Annotated in this window: 19 protein-coding genes; 13 read left to right on the forward strand and 6 right to left on the reverse strand. The window is 66.6% G+C overall.

Annotation, left to right across the window (positions count from 1 at the left end; all coding sequences use genetic code 11):
* Positions 1–301: 301 nt before the first annotated feature.
* The 10 genes from ACXI0U_RS11170 to ACXI0U_RS11215 all read left to right on the forward strand — a co-directional run bounded on the left by ACXI0U_RS11170 (position 302) and on the right by ACXI0U_RS11215 (position 11,452).
* Positions 302–1,072 (forward strand): MCP four helix bundle domain-containing protein, encoded by a 771-nt coding sequence (locus ACXI0U_RS11170; protein ID WP_479550250.1) that lies wholly within the window; start codon positions 302–304, stop codon positions 1,070–1,072.
* 38 nt (positions 1,073–1,110) lie between these two features.
* Entirely contained in the window at positions 1,111–3,978 is a 2,868-nt protein-coding gene (locus tag ACXI0U_RS11175) for a hybrid sensor histidine kinase/response regulator (protein WP_479550251.1), read from the forward strand.
* The gene (locus ACXI0U_RS11180; RefSeq protein ID WP_479550252.1) at positions 3,968–5,044 is read left to right on the forward strand and encodes an HD domain-containing phosphohydrolase; all 1,077 of its coding nucleotides are present in this window, start codon (positions 3,968–3,970) and stop codon (positions 5,042–5,044) included. The genes ACXI0U_RS11175 and ACXI0U_RS11180 overlap by 11 nt, the downstream gene beginning before the upstream one ends.
* A 113-nt stretch (positions 5,045–5,157) precedes the next feature.
* On the forward strand, positions 5,158–5,835 hold the full coding sequence (locus tag ACXI0U_RS11185; RefSeq protein WP_431484656.1) for a thermostable hemolysin: 678 nt from the start codon (positions 5,158–5,160) through the stop codon (positions 5,833–5,835).
* Complete coding sequence (locus ACXI0U_RS11190; RefSeq protein ID WP_431484657.1) at positions 5,825–7,294, forward strand: AMP-binding protein; 1,470 nt, start codon at positions 5,825–5,827, stop codon at positions 7,292–7,294. Before ACXI0U_RS11185 ends, ACXI0U_RS11190 begins: the two co-directional genes overlap by 11 nt.
* Before the next feature lie 8 nt (positions 7,295–7,302).
* Positions 7,303–7,974 carry a TenA family transcriptional regulator gene (locus ACXI0U_RS11195; RefSeq protein ID WP_479550253.1) on the forward strand — a complete coding sequence of 224 codons (672 nt, stop codon included), beginning with the start codon at positions 7,303–7,305 and terminating at the stop codon, positions 7,972–7,974.
* Positions 7,961–8,767: an SDR family oxidoreductase gene (locus tag ACXI0U_RS11200; RefSeq protein ID WP_031287995.1), complete on the forward strand. Its 807-nt coding sequence runs from the start codon at positions 7,961–7,963 to the stop codon at positions 8,765–8,767. Before ACXI0U_RS11195 ends, ACXI0U_RS11200 begins: the two co-directional genes overlap by 14 nt.
* Complete coding sequence (locus tag ACXI0U_RS11205; RefSeq protein WP_316926040.1) at positions 8,764–9,399, forward strand: tetratricopeptide repeat protein; 636 nt, start codon at positions 8,764–8,766, stop codon at positions 9,397–9,399. The genes ACXI0U_RS11200 and ACXI0U_RS11205 overlap by 4 nt, the downstream gene beginning before the upstream one ends.
* Before the next feature lie 8 nt (positions 9,400–9,407).
* A complete protein-coding gene (locus ACXI0U_RS11210) occupies positions 9,408–10,070 on the forward strand; it encodes a response regulator (protein WP_021220161.1) in 663 nt (220 codons plus the stop codon).
* The gene (locus tag ACXI0U_RS11215) at positions 10,067–11,452 is read left to right on the forward strand and encodes a sensor histidine kinase (protein WP_479550254.1); all 1,386 of its coding nucleotides are present in this window, start codon (positions 10,067–10,069) and stop codon (positions 11,450–11,452) included. Before ACXI0U_RS11210 ends, ACXI0U_RS11215 begins: the two co-directional genes overlap by 4 nt.
* Here the strand turns inward: ACXI0U_RS11215 and ACXI0U_RS11220 are convergent.
* From ACXI0U_RS11220 to ACXI0U_RS11240, 5 genes are all read right to left on the reverse strand, one after another.
* A complete protein-coding gene (locus tag ACXI0U_RS11220; RefSeq protein WP_021220159.1) occupies positions 11,449–12,000 on the reverse strand; it encodes a cytochrome b/b6 domain-containing protein in 552 nt (183 codons plus the stop codon). The two genes, ACXI0U_RS11215 and ACXI0U_RS11220, sit on opposite strands and share 4 nt — an antisense overlap.
* Positions 12,000–12,266, reverse strand: a complete 267-nt coding sequence (locus tag ACXI0U_RS11225) for a PepSY domain-containing protein (RefSeq protein ID WP_043245602.1) — start codon at positions 12,264–12,266, stop codon at positions 12,000–12,002. The genes ACXI0U_RS11220 and ACXI0U_RS11225 overlap by 1 nt, the downstream gene beginning before the upstream one ends.
* A gap of 84 nt (positions 12,267–12,350) precedes the next feature.
* The gene (locus tag ACXI0U_RS11230; protein WP_479550255.1) at positions 12,351–12,824 is read right to left on the reverse strand and encodes an arsenate reductase ArsC; all 474 of its coding nucleotides are present in this window, start codon (positions 12,822–12,824) and stop codon (positions 12,351–12,353) included.
* Positions 12,825–12,852: 28 nt separating this feature from the next.
* Positions 12,853–14,136, reverse strand: coding sequence for an arsenic transporter (locus tag ACXI0U_RS11235; RefSeq protein ID WP_271657986.1), 1,284 nt, complete (start codon positions 14,134–14,136; stop codon positions 12,853–12,855).
* Between the two features lie 20 nt (positions 14,137–14,156).
* Positions 14,157–14,504, reverse strand: a complete 348-nt coding sequence (locus ACXI0U_RS11240) for a metalloregulator ArsR/SmtB family transcription factor (RefSeq protein ID WP_431484659.1) — start codon at positions 14,502–14,504, stop codon at positions 14,157–14,159.
* Between the two features lie 688 nt (positions 14,505–15,192).
* Between ACXI0U_RS11240 and ACXI0U_RS11245 the strand changes: the two genes are divergently transcribed.
* On the forward strand, positions 15,193–15,468 hold the full coding sequence (locus ACXI0U_RS11245) for a hypothetical protein (protein WP_021220154.1): 276 nt from the start codon (positions 15,193–15,195) through the stop codon (positions 15,466–15,468).
* Between the two features lie 123 nt (positions 15,469–15,591).
* On the opposite strand, the gene ACXI0U_RS11250 is transcribed toward ACXI0U_RS11245, so the two are convergent.
* A complete protein-coding gene (locus ACXI0U_RS11250) occupies positions 15,592–16,806 on the reverse strand; it encodes an HD-GYP domain-containing protein (protein ID WP_043245598.1) in 1,215 nt (404 codons plus the stop codon).
* Between the two features lie 420 nt (positions 16,807–17,226).
* Between ACXI0U_RS11250 and ACXI0U_RS11255 the strand changes: the two genes are divergently transcribed.
* Both ACXI0U_RS11255 and ACXI0U_RS11260 read left to right on the forward strand, forming a co-directional pair.
* Positions 17,227–17,598 (forward strand): DUF2946 family protein, encoded by a 372-nt coding sequence (locus tag ACXI0U_RS11255; protein ID WP_479550256.1) that lies wholly within the window; start codon positions 17,227–17,229, stop codon positions 17,596–17,598.
* 59 nt (positions 17,599–17,657) lie between these two features.
* Positions 17,658–19,760, forward strand: a complete 2,103-nt coding sequence (locus ACXI0U_RS11260) for a TonB-dependent copper receptor (protein ID WP_374980679.1) — start codon at positions 17,658–17,660, stop codon at positions 19,758–19,760.
* Positions 19,761–19,829 lie beyond the last annotated feature (69 nt).

The following is a 19,829-nucleotide window of genomic DNA, read 5'->3' on the forward strand; positions in this document are numbered from 1 at the left end:
CACAACTTCCGATGGATTAAAAAACCTTTAAATAAACTTCCACCAAAGGCGAATACCACTCGTCGCTTCGCTGAAGACTCGCCCACTGCGCCTGACTATAAACAGCACAGGCATATTGATATCACTGCCGACATCCAACTGAGAAAATGGACTTATTTGATACAGATTCGCCTCTGCACGAATAAATGCGACGGGCCGTTCACGGCATTAAAACGGGGCCAGGCCCACACTTCAGTTAGCACCCGGCAGGCATGCAAGATCGTAACGCCAATTAGTGGCAGTCAGGACCGGGAGAGTCGTCATGTCCATCCGCAATCTGCGTGTCGCCACCCGCATCAACGTGAGTTTCGCCGCTCTGGTAATGCTGCTGGTGGCCGTGGGCGCTGGGTCGCTGCGGCAGATGCAGGGCATGCACGGCAGTTCAGCGGAGGTCGAGGGAAACTGGCTTCCCAGCATCATCGCCATCAGCCACCTCGACCAGGCCACCTGGCAGATACGCGCTTCGACACTTCGGGCGCTGGCGTCCTTCGACATCACTACGGCGGCAGAACTGGACAATGAAAAGTCCGAACTTGCACGCGCCAGCGACACCTATCGGGGTTATATATCCAGCCCCGAAGAGCAGCCCCTGCACAACAGGTTCGACGCGGACCTGAGAAACTACCTCAGCCTTCAAAACCCGATCATCGAGCACCTGTCCGCCAACCAACTTGCCGACGCCGAACAACTCGTCAACCAGAAGTTGAATGAACAAGGCCACTTAATGAGCACGGACTTGGCCGCGCTGACGAAGTTGAATGAGGACGGCGCCCAAAATGCGGCACCGGCCAGTTCATCCACTTACCAGCGGGCCAATCTGCTGGTGGGCTTCATCCTCGCCGGCGCGGTGCTGATGGCGCTGGTGCTGCCCCGCAGCGCCGTCCGCCCTCTGTCCCGGGCCGTGCAGGTCGCCAGTGCGGCGGAACAGCAGGCGGCCGTCGCCCGGGAAGTCGACCGCAGCTTGGTGAACATGCGTGACGTGTCGCGCCTGGCGGTGGAGCTCAATGCCGTGGTCACCTCGTTCCGGCTCTAGACAAGGACAGCCGCAAGGCGATGCAAGAGGATACGGATATGTCGGAACTCCACAACAAGATCGGGCTGCGCCGATGGCTCTGGCGGGCCTACGTGCAGAGCGCACTGTTGCCCCTGGTGCTGGTGGAGACCGTGCTGATCGCCTGCTACCTGCTCAGCAACCAGGCCATCCGCGACGCCCAGGTGCAGTACCTGGAACAGAACGCGATGGACAGCCTCAGCGCCACGGCGGACCAGAACGCCCAGATCATCCAGGACCACATGGGCCATGTGGCCGCCAACACCGACCTCTTCGCCCACATGGTCGAGCAGGCCCTGGCCAACCCCGCCCACACGCCGCCGGAGCGCTTCGCCACCACCGCCGATGGCGCGCGCTACAGCCCGCGCAACCTCGGCGGCGCGGCCTCCTTCTACTCCGCCGCCACGCCCCTGGAGAAGCAGGACCTGGGCAAGGTCGGCAGCCTGGCGTCGCTCGATTCGCTCATGGAGGAGATGAAGAACCACCAGCCCCTGGTGGCCAGCCTCTACTTCAACAGCTGGGACAACTACAACCGCATCTTCCCCTGGTTCGAGACGCAGAAGCAGTATCCCCACGACATGCGCATCCCCGAGTACAGCTTCTACTACCTGGCGGATGCGGCGCATAACCCGGGGCGCCTGCAACGCTGGACCGACGTCTACCTCGACCCGGCCGGCCAGGGCTGGATGACCTCCTCCATCTCCCCTGTGTACCGCGGCGACTTCCTCGAAGGCGTGGTGGGCATGGACGTCACGGTGGGCGGCATTCTCGAGGAGATATCCCGGCTCCACATCGGCTGGGGCGGCTACCTGATCCTGGTGAACCAGGACATGAACATCATGGCCCTCCCCCACGCCGCCGAGCACGACTTCGACCTGCAGGAGCTGACTGGCCACGACACTCAGGAAGCGGTGAAAAGCGAGCGCTTCAAGCCGGCCGACTTCAACCTGGGCATGCGCCCGGATACGGCCGACCTGGCCAAGACGCTGGCCAAGGCGCCGAACGGCCGCGCCGAGATCGACCTGAAGGGGCGCACACACCTGGTGGCCTGGAACGAGATCCAGCCCTCGGGGTGGCGCCTGGTGGCCCTGGCGGACAGAAGCGAGGTGATGGCCGCCACCAACAACCTCGCCGGGCACTACCGACATATCGGCTACCTGCTGATCGCCGGGCTGGTCGGCTTCTACCTGTGCTTCTTCACCTACATGTGGCTGCGCGCCCGCCACCTGAGCGACCGGCTGCGTGACGCCATCGATGGCATCGCCGACATGCTGCGGCAGATCGGCCTCGGCCAGTGGCAGCCGAGACGCGCCGAATCCCCCATTCTCGAGCTGGACCGGATGGCCGAATCGGTGCTGGTGATGGGGCAACAGCTGGGCATCAGCGAAAACCAGCGCAACGCCGCGCAGCAACGCCTGGAGCTGGTCGCCGAAAGCGTCACCGCCGGGCTCTGGGAGTACGACCTGGAACAGGACCGCCTGCACCTCCGGGGAGAGTTCGTGGCGCGCTTCAACCTGCCCGGCTGCGAACTCCTGCGCCACCGGCTGCACCCCCACATCCACCCCGATGATGCGCCGCGCCTGGACTCGGCCCTGAACGCCCTGCGCCTGGGCGTCATCAGCCGCATCGACCTGGAGCTGCGCTTCCTCGCCCCCGACGGCTCGGAGGTGTGGGTGCTGTGCCGCGGGCGCAAGCTCGAACTCGAAGGCGAGGCCACCCACACGTTGGTGGCCGGCACCTTCGTCGACATCGAAAAGCTCAAGCAGGTGGAGGAAGACCTGCTCCAGCGCACCCGCGAGGCCCAGGCGGCCAGCCAGGCCAAGTCGCGTTTCATCTCCAGCATCAGCCACGAGCTGCGCACACCGCTGAACGCCATCCACGGCTTCGCCCAGTTGATGCACATGCAGGCGACCCAGACGGGCGCAGACACCCAGTCGCTGGACGAGATACTCCTGGCCAGCGGTCATCTCTCCCAACTGGTGGACGACCTGCTCGACTGGTCCAGCCTCCAGGCCGAGGCACCCAAGCTGACCCTGCGCCCGGTGAATGCCGGACGGATGATGCACGAGTGCGCGGAGATGGTGCGCGGGCAGGCCGAGACCGTCGGCCTGGAGCTGCAGGTGCGGCTGCCCGAGGCCCCCACGCACGTGATGGCGGACAGCAGGCGCCTGCGCCAGGTGCTGATCAACCTGCTGTCGAACGCCATCAAGTACAACCGCCCCGGCGGGCGCCTGCTGCTGGGCGTCGAGCCTTGCGATGAGCACCTGCGCATCTATGTGGAGGACGGCGGCGAGGGGGTCGATCCGGCCCTGCAGGGGGAGCTGTTCGAACCCTTCCAGCGCCTGGGCAAGGAAAACACCGCGATCAAGGGAACGGGCATCGGCCTCTCGCTGTGCCGCGAGCTCGCGGAACTGATGCAGGGTCGCATGGGCCTGCACAGCGAACTCGGCGTGGGCAGCCGCTTCTGGATCGAGCTGCCCCTCGCGAATACGCCCTCCAGCGTCGGCCGCGTGGAGCGCTCGGGGCGACCGAGGGTCATCCACCTGGATGACGACGAGCCCAGCCGACGGAGGGTCGCCAGGGCCCTGGCCGGCGTCGCCGATGTCGCCTCGCTGGACCACGGCGGGCAACTGGCCGAGGCGCTGCAGCAAGGCCTGCCGGACATGCTCCTCGTGGACCTCGGCGTGGATGGTGCCTCCGCGATCAGCCAGCTCAACGGCATCGAAGGCGGGGCCGATGTGCCCGTCGTCATGCTCACCGCAAAACCCGACCCTTCGTGGTTGAGCTTCTATGCTTTCAGAGCCGTGCTGTTGAAACCGATAGACGTCGAGGAGCTGCGCGAACTGGCGAGTTCGCTGCTGGTCAAGGAGGAGCCTCATGTTCACTAGCATCCCCAAGGAAACCCGCATCGTCATCATCGACGACATCACCGCCAACATGCGCCTGCTGGAATCCAGTACCCGGGCCTTCGGGCTGCATCACGTCCAGGGCTTCAGCGACTCGGCCGAAGGCCTGGAATGGCTGATCCACAACCCCTGGGACCTGCTGATACTCGACCTGGACATGCCCGCCCCGGACGGCTTCGAGATCCTCCGGCGCCTCGGCGACAGGAACCGCTCGCGCCGGCCCGTCATCATCCTCACCGCGCTCGGCGACCCGGAGAGCCGGCGCCGCGGCTTCGAACTGGGCGCCAACGACTACCTGACCAAACCGGTGGACCTGCCCGAGCTGCTGCTGCGCATCCGCAACTGCCTGCAGCTCGCCTACGCCACCGAGCACCTGGAGAACATGAACCAGGACCTCGAAGCCAAGGTGCGCACCCGCACCGCGCAGTTGAAGGAAAGCTACCGCGCCGGCATCCGCGCGCTGAGCCGCGCGGCCTGCTACCGCGACAACGACACCGGCGACCACATCCTGCGCATCGGCGAATTCGCCGCCCTGCTGGCCGCCACCATCGGCATGCCCGAAAGCTGGTGCGAGACGCTGCGCCTGGCTGCCCCGATGCACGACCTGGGCAAGATCGGCATCGCCGACAGCATCCTGCTCAAGGAGGGGCCGCTGACGCTGGAGGAGCGCACCGCCATGATGGAGCACCCGCGCATCGGCTATTCGATCCTGCATGAGGAAGGCGGCACCGAGCTCATCGACATGGCCGCGGAGATCGCCTACTGCCACCACGAGAAATGGGACGGCAGCGGCTACCCCCGGGGCCTCGCCGGCGATGCCATCCCCCTCGCCGCCCGCATCGTCGCGCTTTGCGACGTCTACGACGCCCTGCGCATGGACCGGCCCTACAAGCGCGCCTGGAGCCCCGAACGCGCCCAGGCGCACATCCTTGAGCAATCGGGGCGGCACTTCGACCCGCAGCTGGTCGAGGCGCTGCAGACCCGCTTCGCCGACATCGAAGCCCTGCTGGAAGACCGCGAAGAAGCCCTGCACGCCCACATCGTTTGAGCGGCTGCGCATAACGGCTGAAGGCAACCCCCAGAACGTTTGGGCCGGCTTCAGACTCCATTCAGATTCGCTGCGGATACTGCCCCCACTCGAACCAACGATGGGGGCAAGACATGATCCAGTCGCAATGGGAAACGCTGTTCCCACTTCACTTTGGCAGCCTGGGCCAACGCCACGCCTACCTGGCCCTGCAACGCCCAGGGGACCCGGGCCGCGAGGCACTGGAAGGTTTCGTCCAGCGCAGCTTCAAAGCGGCCCACGACGCCGACGTCCAGCACTTCCTGCCGGAGATGCTCGGGCTCCATGACCGCCACGGCGACCTGGACGCCGCCGTCGGCCTCCGCCTGGCCGACACCGGGCCGCTGTTCCTCGAACAGTACCTGGACGAGCCCATGGAAGCGGCGGTGAGCCGCCTGGCCGGAGCCGCCGTCACCCGCGCGGCCCTGGTGGAGGTCGGCAACCTGTCGTCGCTGTCCGCCGGCGGCGCCCGCCTGCTGATCATCGCCGTGACCTGGCTCCTGGCCACCCGAGGGCTGCGCTGGGTCGCCTTCACCGGCACCGCCAGCCTGGTCAACAGCTTCCACCGCCTCGGCCTGGAGCCGATCTCCCTGGGCCGAGCCGAAGCCGAGCGCCTGGCCGACCCGGGCAGCAACTGGGGCACCTACTACGCACAACGCCCGCAGGTATTCGCCGGCGACATCGGCAACGGCTACCACAAGCTGGAGCGCCACGGCGTGTTCCACCGCCTGGGGCTCCCCTCCTTGCACGGGGAGAACGGCAATGCGGCCTGACCTCAAGGGGTTCCGTGAAATCCTGCAACGGCACGCTGATAGCGACGCCCGGCGCCCGGCCGTCAGGGGCGCCCAGCAGCGCTTCAGCTATGCACAGCTGCTTGCCGAGGTCGCGCAGCGCGAGGCCCGCCTGGGCGAGCTGCCGGCGGGGCCGTTGGTGCTGCTCCTGGACAACGGGCCGGACGCACTGTTCTGGGACCTGGCGGCATTGTTCAGCCAGCGCCCGTGCATCGTACTGCCGCCCTTCTTCAGCCCCGCCCAGCGGGCCCATTGCCTGCAGCAAAGCCAGGCGACCCTGGTGCTGGCGGACGACGACGCCCACGGCGAGGAACTGACCGCCGCCGGCTACCGGCATACGGACGGCCTCTGGCAGCGCCCGGCGAGCCACGCCGCCGCCCTGCCGGAAGGCACCGCGCGCATCACCTACACCTCCGGCAGCACCGGTACCCCCAAGGGCGTGTGCCTGTCCGCCGCCGCCATGCTCGAGGTCGCCCAGGCCCTGGAAGCCGCCAGCCGTCCCACCGCGCCGCGCCAGTATCTGGCGGTGCTGCCCCTGGGCGTACTGCTGGAGAACCTCGGTACCTACGCCGCGCTGATCGCCGGCGCCCAGGTCACCCTGCTGCCCCTGGCCCAGCTCGGCCTCAACGGCGCCAGCGGCATCGACCTCAAGCGCCTGCTGGGCTGCATCATGCTCAGCGGCGCGCAGAGCCTGATCCTGGTGCCGCAACTGCTGCTGGCCCTGGTCACCGCCATCGAGCGCGGCCTGATGCAGGTCGGCGAGCTGCGCTTCGTCGCCGTCGGCGGCGCGCGGGTCTCGGAGGCCTTGCTGGCTCGCGCCCAGGCCATCGGCCTGCCGGTGTACGAGGGGTACGGGCTCTCCGAATGCGCCTCGGTGGTGTGCCTCAACCTGCCCGGGCACAGCCGCCCCGGCACGGTGGGCCGGCCCCTGCCCCACGTCGAGGTGCGCCTGGCCGAAGACGGCGAGGTGCTGGTGCGCGGCGCCATCCTGCTCGGCTACCTGGGCGAGCCGCCGCCCGCCTCGCCCTGGTGGCCCACCGGTGATCTCGGCCACTTCGATGCGGACGGCTACCTGCGCATCCTCGGGCGCAAGAAGAACCAGTTCATCACCAGCTTCGGCCGCAACGTCAACCCGGAATGGGTGGAGGCCGAGCTGACCCAGGACGGCACCATCCTCCAGGCCTTCGTCCATGGCGAGGGCCTGAGCCACAACCTGGCACTGCTCTGGCCGCTGGCCGTCGAGACCACCGCCGCCGAGCTGGAAGCCGCCGTGCAGCGCTGCAACCAGGGGCTGCCGGACTACGCCCGAGTGCACCGCTGGGCGCGCCTGCCCGAGCCCTTCTCCACCGCCAACGGCATGCTCACCGGCAACGGCCGGCCGCGCCGCGAGGCGATCTTCCTCCATTACCAGACCACCTTTAACCAACTCGCCAACGCCTGAGGTTTCCCATGTCCTTCTTCGACACCCTGCAAAGCGCCACCCACACCGAACGCCAGGCGCTGTTCGCCGTACCGGTGATCCGCGACGCACTGGGCGGCACCGTCAGCCTGGAGGGCTACATCGCCTTCCTCACCCAGGCCTACCACCACGTACGCCACACCGCGCCGCTGATGATGGCCTGCGGCGCGCGTCTGCCCAGCCGCCTGGAGTGGCTGCGCAAGGCCGTGTGCGAATACATCGACGAGGAGTACGGCCACGAGCAGTGGATCCTCAACGACATCGCGGCCTGCGGCGGCGACCCCGAGCGCGTGCGCGACATCCGGCCATCGTTGTCCATCGAGCTGATGGTGGCCTTCCTCTACGACACCATCGCCCGGCACAACCCGGTGGGGCTGTTCGGCATGGTCAACGTGCTGGAGGGCACCAGCATCGCCCTGGCCACCCATGCCGCCGGCAGCATCCGCAGCTCCCTCGGCCTGCCACCGACAGCCTTCAGCTACCTCAGCTCCCACGGCGAGCTGGACCAGGACCACATGGCCACCTACCGCAAACTGATGGACCGCCTCGACCAGCCCGAAGACCAGGCCGCGGTGATCCACACCTCGCAGGTGGTCTACGGCCTCTATGCCGACATGTTCCGCGGCCTGCCCCGTGCCGAGGTGCGCCATGCGACTGTCTGATTGCCGTGCGGTGCTCACCGGCGCCAGCGGCGGCATCGGCCTGCAACTGGCCCGGCAACTCTGCGAGGCCGGTGCCCAGGTCCTGGCGGTGAGCCGCCACGAGGGCAGCCTGGCGCCCCTGCGCCAGCAGTACCCGCACCAGCTGCGCTGGCTGCAGGCCGACCTCACCCAGAGCGCCGACCGCCACCAGGTGCTGACCTCGGCCTGGCAGCTGGGCGGCGTCAACCTGCTGGTCAACGCCGCCGGGGTGAACCACTTCGCCCTGTTCGAGCAGATCGACGACGCGCGCCTGGACGAGCTGCTCGACCTCAACCTCAAGGCCACCCTGCAGCTCACCCGCCTGCTGCTGCCCCTGCTGCGCCGCCAGGAGCACGCGCTGATCACCAACATCGGCTCCACCTACGGCTCCATCGGCTACCCCGGCTACGCCACCTACTGCGCCAGCAAGTTCGCCCTGCGCGGCTTCTCCGAGGCGCTGCGGCGGGAGCTGGCGGACACCTCGGTGGACGTCCTCTATGTGGCGCCACGGGCCACCCGCACAGCCATGAACGGCGCCGCCGCCACCGCGCTGAACGACGCGCTGAAAGTGGGCACCGACGCCCCCGAGGACGTCGCCCTCGCCGTGCTCGAAGCGATCGAACGCAACCTCCGCGAGCTCTACCTGGGCTGGCCGGAAAAGCTCTTCGTGCGCCTCAACCACCTGCTACCGGGGCTGGTGGACCGGGCGCTGCGCAAGCAGCTGCCCGTCATCCGCCAGCACAGCCGCGCAACCACCGGGGAAACCAGCAAATGAAACGACTCCTGCTCATCGCACTGCTCATCGCCTCGCCCCTGGCCTGGTCCCTGGACGACGCCGGGCAGCAACGCCTGGCCGACATCCAGACCCGCTGGGCGCAGATCCAGTACCGCACGCCCGAGGCCGAACGCGAGACGGCCTTCGCCAAGCTGGCGGCCGACAGCGAGGTATTCGCCCGCCAGCAACCGACGGCGGCGGAAGCCTGGATCTGGAACGGTATCGTCACCAGCAGCTGGGCCGGGGCCGAGGGCGGCCTGGGCGCACTGGGCAAGGTCAAGGAGGCACGCGCCAGCCTGGAAAAGGCCCTGGCGCTGGACCCGCAAGCCCTGCAGGGCTCGGCCTACACCAGCCTGGCGGCGCTCTATGACCGAGTGCCCGGCTGGCCCATCGGTTTCGGCGACGCGAAGAAAGCCGAGGCGCTGCTGCAGGAAGCCCTGCGCATCAACCCGCACGGCATCGACAGCCTGTACTTCTGGGGTGATCATCTGTACCGCCAGGACCGCCCGACAGAAGCCCGCCAGGCCCTGGAACAGGCCCTGCTGGCCCCCCCGCGCCCCGGGCGCGAGCTGGCTGACCAGGGGCGACGGGATGAGATCAATGCTTTACTCAAGAACCTCAAGGACAACTAGGACCAAGCATGCGTCTGTTGCTGGTTGAAGACGATAGCGCGCTGGGCGAAGGCCTGCGCACCGGCCTTCGCGAAGAGGGCTACACCATCGACTGGCTGCAGGATGGCGCCAGCGCACTGCACGCCCTGACCCAGGAGAGTTTCGACCTGGTGATCCTCGACCTCGGCCTGCCACGCCTGGACGGCCTCAACGTCCTCAAGCGCCTGCGCGGCTCGGGGTCGGCGCTGCCGGTGCTGATCCTCACCGCCCGCGACGGCATGGAGGACCGCATCGCCGGCCTCGATGCCGGCGCCGACGACTACCTGATCAAGCCCTTCGACCTCAACGAGCTCAAGGCCCGCCTGCGTGCCCTGCTGCGACGCAGCAGCGGCCGCGCGCAGGTGCTGGTGGAACACGGCGGCGTCAGCCTCGACCCGGTCTCGCAGCAGGTTCACTACCAGGGCCGGCCCGTCTCGCTGACGCCCAAGGAGTACATGCTGCTGCACGAACTCCTGGCCCAGCCGGGCAAGGTCTTCAGCCGCGAGCGCCTGACCCAGCTGCTCTACGGCTGGGACGAGGAAGCGGAAAGCAACACCCTCGAAGTGCACATCTACCACCTGCGCAAGAAGCTCTTCGGCGAGCTGATCCGCACCGTGCGCGGCATCGGCTACCTGGTGGAAAGCAAACTATGACCTCCTTGCGTCAACGTACCCTGTGGCGGGTGTTCATCCTGCTCATCGCCGGCACCAGCCTGCTCGCCTACTACAACTACCGCGACAGCAGCCACGAGATCGCCGAGGTCTACGACGCCCACCTGGCGCAGAACGCCCGGCTGCTGCAGGGCGTGATGAGCCTGCCGCTGGCCGCCGGCGACCGCCAGAAGCTCTACGGCGCCTTCGACGCCGCCCTGCTCCAGGCAGGCCGCTCCGGCATCGGCCACCCCTACGAGAACAAGCTGGCATTCCAGGTCTGGAGCACTGACGGTGAACTGCTGGTGAACACCCCCAGCGCCCCGCGCATCGGCCCCCAGCAGCGCACCCCCGGTTTCTCCGACATCACCCTCGACGGCAAGCAGTGGCGCGGCTTCCTGCTGCCGGTGAGCGAGCAGCAGGTGGTGATCTGGGTCGGCGAACGCAAGGACGTGCGCGGCGACCTGGTCAACCGCATCGTGCGCCACACCCTGCTGCCATTCCTGCTGGGCGGGCTGGTGCTGGCGCTGCTGGTCTGGTTCGCCATCGGCTGGGGGCTGCAACCGCTGCAGAACATGGCGAACGTGATCCGCGGCCGCCATGCCAAATCCCTCGAACCCCTGCAGCTGGCCCCGCTACCCAGCGAGCTGGAGCCCATGCAGGCGGCCATCAACCGGCTGCTCGGCCAGGTCAGCGACCTGCTGCGCCGCGAGCAGCGCTTCATCGCCGACGCCGCCCACGAGATGCGCACCCCGCTGGCGATCCTGCGCCTGCATGCGCAGAACGTGGAGCAGGCCAGGACCGAGGAAGACCGCAAGCGCGCCCTGGGCTACCTGATCGGCGGCGTCGACCGCTTGAGCCGCGTAGTCAACCAGTTGCTGACCCTGGCACGGATCGAGCCGCGCCTGGGGCAACACCCGGGCGATGACCTCGACCTGGCCAAGGTCGCCACCGACACCCTGGTGGAAATGACCCCCTGGGTGCTGGAGCACAACGTCGAGCCGGTGCTGGACATCCAGCCCGGCACCTACCCCGTGCGTGGCGACGCCATGAGCATCGGCATCGCCCTGCAGAACCTGGTGAGCAACGCCGTGGACTTCTCCCCGGCCGACGCCGTGGTGACCATCAGCCTGCGCAACGCCGCCGAGCACATCGAGCTGGCGGTGGAGGACCAGGGACCGGGCATCCCCGAAGAACGCCTGGCCCTGGTCTTCGAACGCTTCTTCAGCGATGGCCACGAGGGCGGCGCCGGCCTCGGGCTGTCCATCGTCAAGACCATCATGGAGCACCTGGGCGGCGACGTGCGCCTGGAGAACGCAGCCGGCGGCGGTCTGCGCGCCATCCTGATGTTCCCCCTGCGCCAGCGGCCCGCCGGGCCGGCCTAGCCCGGCCCCTGCTCCTCCTCCGGCAGCGGGCGGCGCCGGCCCGTGATCATCGACAGCGGCAGGTTGTCCCGCAGGCGCAGGCTCTCCAACACCGCAGCGCTCAGGTGCAGCGCCACCAGCAACGCCAGGCCGTTGGCGCTCCAGCGGTGCAGGTCCTGGGGCCAGTCGACGCCCCACAGCGCATCGACCTCCTGCATCAGGTAGCCGCTGAGCCCCAGCAGCGCGATGGCGCCCATCATCAGCACCATCACCAGCGCCCCCAGGGGCGAATGCCCCAGGCGGTGGCAGGGCGCACCGCTGACCAGTGCCCGCAGGTGCGCCGCCAGCCGTCGCGGCGTCGGCCAGAAGTCGTGCCAGCGCGCGCTACGTGGCCCAATGAAGCCCCAGGCCACGCGCACCAGCAGCCAGGCGCAGGCGTAGTAGCCCAGCCAGGCGTGCCAGGGGTCGCCTTCCTCGGTGAAGAAGTAATCGGCGAAGAAGACGCCGGCGACCGAGACATGGAACAGCCGGACCAGCGGGTCCCAGAGGCGGATGGTCGCCGCGCGCATCAGTCTTCCACCCGGCTCTTCACCGCTTGCCCGGTGACCGGGTCGTGGTAGATCTCGACCTTGCGCTTGTCCTTGTCGAGGCCGTAGATCTCGTAGCAGTTGCCGGAGGTGATCTTGAACTTGTTGATCTGATAGCCCTGCTCCTTCAACTGGGCCTGGAACTGCTCGGGGTCCTTCCAGGTGGAGCGGTCGGCGGTGGTGCATTGCGGTGAAGCGAGGGCGGCGCCGCTGGCGATCAGCAAGGCGGGAAGCAGCATGAAGCGCATGGTTAAGCTCCTTTGGGGTATGGAGGCCTCACTCTGCGCGCCGAAGCTTAAGGATTTCTGAGGCCCGAACGCCCCGTCCGGCCGCTACGGCAAGGTGCCGATACGGGCCAGTTCGCGCTGCAGCTCGTCGCGCTCTAGGCTCGCGAACGGCAGCGCCAGGAAGGCCCGGCAGCGCCGCTCGATGCAGGCCAGCGTGGCGCGGAAGGCCGCCTCCACCTGGCCCTCGTCACCCCCCGTCTCGGAGGGATCCTCCAGCCCCCAGTGGGCCTTCAGCGCCGGGCCGAAGTACACCGGGCAGGCCTCGCCGGCCGCCTTGTCGCACACGGTGATGACCACATCCGGCGGGTTGTCGGCGAAGGCCTCGTTGCCCTTGCTGCGCAGCCCCCGGGTGTCGATGCCCGCCTGCTGCAGGGTGGCCAGGCTGCGTGGCAGCACCTGGCCCTTGGGAAAGCTGCCGGCACTCACCGCCTCGAACCCGGGCGGCGCCAGGTGGTTGAACAGGGCTTCGGACAGGATGCTGCGGCAGCTGTTGGCCGTGCACATGAACAGGACTCGCATCGATGGCTCCTGCCGCCCCGGGCGGCGATCAAAGGCTCAGGCGCAGCGCCAGGGCCGACAGCGTGATAAGCAGTACGGGCAGCGTCAGCAGGATGCCGACCTTGAAGTAGTAACCCCAGGTGATGCGCATACCCTTGCGCTCCAGCACATGCAGCCAGAGCAGCGTGGCCAGGCTGCCGATGGGGGTGATCTTCGGGCCGAGGTCGCAGCCGATGACGTTGGCGTAGATCATCGCCTCGCGCACCACGCCTTCAGCCCCGCTGCCCTGGATCGACAGCGCCCCGATCAGCACGCTGGGCATGTTGTTCATCACCGAGGAGAGCACAGCGGAAAGCACGCCGGTGCCGAGGGTGGCGCTCCACAGCCCCTGCGCGGCGAGGCGGTCCAGCACCTGGGTGAGAAGGTCCGTCAGCCCGGCGTTCTTCAAGCCATAGACCACCAGGTACATGCCGAGGGAGAACACCACCACCTGCCAGGGCGCCTCGCGCAGCACGCGCCGGGTGGCGATCCGCTGCCCGCGCGCGGCGACGGCGAACAGGGTCGCCGCACAGACGGCCGCCACGGCGCTGACCGGAATGCCCAGGGGCTCCAGGGCGAAGAGGCCGGCCAGCAGCACCAGCAGGGTCCACCCGCCCACCACGAAGGTGGCGCGATCGCGGATCGCCGTCTCCGGCGCCGGCAACGCCTCCAGGGCGTAGCGCCGGGGCAGGTCTCGGCGGAAGAACAGCCACAGCACCAGCAGCGTGGCGGCGACGCTGGCCAGGTTCACCGGCACCATCACCGCGGCGTACTCGCTGAAGCCCAGGCCGAAGTAATCGGCGGAAACGATGTTCACCAGGTTGGAGACCACCAGCGGCAGGCTGGCGGTATCGGCGATGAACCCGGCCGCCATGACGAAGGCCAGCGTGGTGGCCGCCGAGAAGCGCAGCGCCAGCAGCATGGACATGACGATGGGCGTGAGGATCAGTGCCGCGCCGTCGTTGGCGAACAGCGCCGAAACCGCGGCGCCCAGCAGCACGCAGAAGCAGAACAGGCGATGACCGCTGCCCTTGGCCCAGCGGGCTACATGCAGCGCCGCCCACTCGAAGAAACCGGCCTCATCCAGCAGCAGGCTGATGACGATGACGGCGATGAAGGTAGCGGTGGCGTTCCAGACGATGGCCCACACGACGGGGATGTCGTGCAGCGACACCGCCCCCACGCCCAGCGCGATGACCGCGCCGAGGGTGGCGCTCCAGCCCACCCCCAGGCCTTTGGGTTGCCAGATGACCAGCACCAGGGTGAAGACGAACACGGCAATGGCGACAAGCATGAACCAGCGCTCCAACAGGCTTAGCAGCAGGCGACCGCACGGACGGGGCGGTCATCCATGTTGTGCAGGCGCGAGGCGTTTTCCCGCAGCCACTCGGCATTGGCCTTGAGCGTCACCTGCAGCATCTCGTGCACCCAGGCGGGCAGCTCCGGGTTGAGGCGGTAATACACCCACTGGCCTTGGCGGCGATCCAGCAGCAAGCCATTGCTGCGCAGTTGGGCAAGGTGGCGGCTGACCTTCGGCTGGCTGTCATCCAGGGCGCACATCAGCTCGCAGACACACAACTCGCCAAGGTGGGCGATAAGCAGCGTGGCGCGGGCGCGCGTTTCATCGGCGAGGCTTTTGAAGACGTCGGTCGGGGTGATCATGGGAGTGCCATAACATATGGGAAATCGAATATACGGATTTCCATATATCCAGAAAAGACATTTCGACGCCCGACCCAACCCACGGTGCTGACCGATGTGTAGGGTGGATGACGCTCTTTTCATCCACCAAACGGTGCCACCGGGAAGCACCGCGTTGGGGCAGCCCTGCGGCCTGCTTGGCGACTGAAGTCGCCCCTACAGGGGCTATGTATGGCCTGTAGGTCGGGTGCAACCTGGCGTTTGCGGTGATGGGTTTCGCTGCACTCGCGGAGCGCCGCCCGGCGCATCCCACGGCGCCGCCTCGTGGAAGCGAATTCATTGGCAATGGAATAGCCGGCCACTCGCAGCCATGTGCCGGCTGCAAGCCCTTCGCGGCTGAAGCCGCTCCCACAGAGAGCGCCCGCAGCGAGACCGGACAGGGTGGCGTTGGGCCTCGCTGCGCTCGGCGCCAACCTACGGCACCGTGCCGTTGTAGGTCGGGTGCAACCCGACAGGGCCCCTGCACGGAACCTCGCGGGTTTCCCCCGCCCTACGCCGAACCGGGCGGCCTCTTTTGTGGGAGCGGATTCATCCGCGATCAACCTCACCGCCGGCCTCCGGCCCTCCGCTTGACACCCCGCCCCGAATCCATAACGTTGCCCCGCTGTCCAACCTGGGCAGCCGGGATTGGCGTCCCGAACGAGAACAGGTGCTCGCCGACATCATTCTGGACAACGCCGCCATGCGCGAAGGCATTCCCGGGCCCTACCTGGATGACGTGCGAGAGACCGCCTTGATGGATGCACTGAGGGACACGGGCGTGCGGAATCTCTCGGCGAGAAGCCTCTTGGGCAACGGCGTCAGCCTGAGCAGAAATGGCGCTTTCGTGGACGCTTGCGACGTAGAGGCGGCACACCCTACAGCACGAACCCATCCTTTCGAATCCTCAGTTCGAATCGCCACAAACAAAGCCGATGACTCATGACCCCGTTGCTGGGGACGTGGTTTCCCACCTTCAGATGAGCGTCGCTGACTCGACCAGTGGACACCCTGCTCTGCGCCACGTCATGCCGCGCTGATCAAAGCAGGGGTGAGGATTACTTGGAGCTCAGAGATTCTCCGGAATCATCAATCCCTTGAGACGGTAGGACTCTATATCGATACCGAATGCCCCGCTCCCGTGTACCTCACGCACTCTCACGGCCTTGTCGGCGAGATCAATGACCCTTTCCTGACATGCGTTTTTTTCCGCATCACGCACGATCAGTACTTTGGGCCTGAGTTTATTACCCGGAGGGCATCCAATGATGATGCCCACTTCCCCGCTGCTTAACTCGGCAATCTCGCCTGGGGGGTAGAGGCCGATCAGCCGGATAAAGCACTCGACAATCGCCTCATCAAAATGGCAATTGACCGCGTCCAGCAGAATACGCAGGGATTCGAGGCTGGACTTCCCCTTGCTGTAGACCCGATCACTGTTGATGGCGTCATAGCTGTCTGCCACAGCAATGACCTTGGCAAAGTAGGGAATCCTGCTGGCGTCCAGGCCACGTGGATAGCCTTTACCGTCCAAGCGCTCATGATGCGAATAGGCGACATCGACGGTCGCCGGCGTGATCTGCTGGTTGCTCATCAGCAGCTTGCGCCCTTCTGCTGCATGGCTTTGCATGATCCGCAGCTCTTCTGCGGTCAGTGCACCGGGCTTATTGAGTATCTCGTTGGGAACCTTGATCTTGCCCACATCGTGGAGCATGCCGCACACACCGATCTGCTCCAGTTGATAAAGAGGTATGCCCAGTTCCTTGCCCAGGGCGATGGACAGAATGGACACCCTCAAGGAGTGTTCAGCGGTGTAGTGATCACTGTTCTTGATGCGAGCCAGCCAGAGCATCGCGGCAGGATTGCGCAAGATGCTTTCGACGCACTCCTTGACCACGACTTTGACAGCCGCCACATCCAACTCCTGCCCCATCCTCAGCGTATGCAGGATTCGCAACGACTCCTCACGCGCGGCATGCCACACAGGAGTTGCCCGTTCCACCTCCACATTGAAGTCGACCTTAGCAATGGCAGGGATCAAGGGAGCCGCCTGAGCGTAGTTCTCCACAAGTTGCCCACGCACGTCGAGCGAGCGTCGAGCATCCACCCAGACATAGCGGCAAATCTCCTGCAGCAGGCGTATCTCCTGCTGCTGGCGTATGCGAAAACCTTGAAAGAGAAAATTGGTGTCCGTCCATGGGCGATCCAGCTCCACCACATACATGCCGATGGTCAGCTGCGCTGCTTCGACTTTGATGTGGTCCATCCCGGCGCCTTCAGCCATAGGACACTCCAAAGAAAGCGATACCTGTGAAATCATTTAGCCATCAAGCCAGCTCTGGGCAGCCAATTGAATTTCGCTATGAAATCACGGGAGCGCATAGGCTCCGTGCGCTTGGCTGTTGGCGGCCAGATGGTGCGAATATTCGGATCATCTACAAAAAGTACGCTGTACGCTGCGATATGCAGGGGCCGGCATGACAATCACGACAAGCTACCCGCCGGCATGTCGCTGCAAGTGTTTCGGTTGGCTGAAGCGACCTGCGCCGAAAATGGCCGTTGAATGACGCGATGAAGTCGCTCTACAACCGTATTGTCGGGCTTACCGTTTCCAGGCGGAGTACGCCTCCTCGCCGCGGGCGCTGCGGCAATCCGCCGTGTTGAACCGGGGCGAAATGAATCTATACTCCGCGCACCTTCGAGGATGCCCGCCCTGAACCCACTCAGCCGAAACCTTCGCGACTGGCTCTACGCCTTTGCCCTGGTGGGCATGCTGCTGCGCGTGACCATGCCGCTGTGGGCGATACCGCAGATGAGCGGTGGCGGCTTCATGCTCATGTGCACCTCCCAGGGCATGCAGTGGCAGCTCGGCGACAAGGACGACGGGCTCGCCGGCCAGCAACTGCCCTGCACCCAGTGCGGCCTGCAGTCGATTGCGCTGCAGAGCCTGCCGTTCACCCCGCCAGCGCCACCGCCCGCGCTGGCGACGCAACCCGCGCGGCACCTTGCGCCCCCGGCCAATGCCCCGCCCTTCCTGCTCGCGCCCCCCAACCGGGCGCCCCCGTTGTTTTCCTGAATCGTTGAAGCGCGCCTTCCTGCGAAGGCGTACTGCTGTTCATCCATTTAGGAACAATCATGTCTGCAATCCCTTCCCTTCCGGGTCGCGCCGCCCTGCGCGTGCCTTTCCTGCTTCACGCCTTGGCCCTGGCCGTGGCCATGCCCTCACTGCATGCCGAAGAGCAACAGCACGATAAGGACGAACTGCCCCCCACCGTTATCACCGCGGTCCAGCAGAGCTCACCGCTGACCATCGTGGCCAACCCCAAGGACGCCCGGCAGCCGGTGCCGGCCAGCGATGCCACCGACTACCTAAAGACCATCCCCGGCTTCGCCGCCATCCGCAGCGGCGGCAGCAACGGCGACCCGGTGCTGCGCGGCATGTTCGGCTCGCGCATCAACCTGCGCACCAACGGCGGCCTGATGCTGGGCGCCTGCCCCTACCGGATGGATGCTCCGAGCTCGTACATCGCCCCGGAAACCTACGACAAGCTGACGGTCATCAAGGGACCGCAAACCGTGCTTTGGGGACCAGGTGCTTCAGCAGGCACCGTGCTGTTCGAGCGCGGCCCGGAGCATTTCGGCGAGCTGGGCAGCCGCCTGGACGCCAGCTTCCTGGTGGGCTCCAACGGCCGCTTCGACAAGGTGCTCGATGGTGCGGTCGGCGGTAGCGAAGGCTATGTGCGCTTCACCGGCAACCAGGCGCAGTCGGATGACTACGAGGATGGCGACGGCGATACCGTGCCCTCGCGCTGGAAGAAGTGGAACGGCGACCTGGCCATCGGCTGGACGCCCGACGAAGACACCCTGCTGGAACTGACCGCCGGCAAGGGCGACGGTGAGGCGCGCTACGCCGGTCGCAGCATGGACGGCGCCCAGTTCACCCGGGAAAGCCTCGGGCTGCGCTTCGAGAAGAGCAACCTCGGCGACGTCCTGACCAAAGTGGAGGCGCAGGTCTACTACAACTACGCCGACCACATCATGGACAACTTCACCCTGCGTGACCCGGACCCCTCCAGCATGATGCCGATGCCCATGGCTTCCCAGGTCGACCGCCGCACCCTGGGCGCCCGCTTCGCCGCCACCTTCGCCCTGGGCGAGGTGGAGCTGGTCACCGGCGTCGACGCGCTGCGCAGCGAGCACCGCTGGCGCAACTCCAGCGCCGACATGATGACCGGCGACTACATCGACACCGACCAGTCGCCCTGGGACAAGGACGCCGTCACCCACAACTATGGTGCCTTCGCCGAGGCCACCTGGTACCTCGCCGAGCGCAACCGTGTGGTCAGCGGTGCGCGCCTGGACAGGTCCAGTGCCAAGGATTTCCGCTCGTTCCAGTGGAGCGGGATGATGACCGTCGCCAACCCCACCGCCGGGGCCACCCGCGCCGACACACTGCCCAGCGGCTTCGTGCGCTACGAGCACGACCTGGCCGAATCGCCCACCACCCTGTATGCGGGCCTGGGCCATGTGCAGCGCTTCCCGGACTACTGGGAACTGTTCTCGGCGGAAAGCGGCCCGTCCGGCAGTGCCAACGCCTTTGACGGCATCAAGCCCGAGAAGACCACCCAGCTCGACTTCGGCGTGCAATACGCTGGCGAGAACCTCGACGCCTGGGCTTCCGCCTATGTGGGCCAGGTGCGTGACTACATCCTGTTCAGCTACAACACCGGGATGATGGGCATGACCAGCTCCTCGGCCGGCAACGTGGACGCCCGCATCATGGGCGGCGAGCTGGGGGCCAGCTACAAGCTGGGCCAACACTGGAAAACCGACGGCTCTCTCGCCTATGCCTGGGGCAAGAACAGCTCCGACGGCGAAGCGCTGCCGCAGATGCCGCCGCTGGAGGCCCGCCTCGGCCTGACCTACGAGCAGGATGACTGGAGCGCCGGCGCGCTCTGGCGCCTGGTCGCCCAACAGGGCCGGGTGGCCGAGGGCAAGGGCAACGTCGTGGGCCAGGACTTCGGCAGCAGCGCGGGCTTTGGCGTCTTCTCGCTCAACGGCGCCTATCGCGTCAGCAAGAACGTCAAGCTGAGCGCGGGTGTCGACAACCTGTTCGACAAGGACTATGCCGAACACCTCAACCTCGCCGGTGACGCCGGCTTCGGCTACCCCGCCGAACGCGTCGCCATCGACGAGCCGGGCCGCACCCTCTGGGCCAAGGTCGACCTGAGTTTCTGAAGCGACACGCGCGCAGCCGATCCGTGAGTCGGCTGCCGTGCTCCACCTGAAAGCCAACCGACAATTGAA

This window comes from Pseudomonas sp. C9D1 (assembly GCF_056491235.1).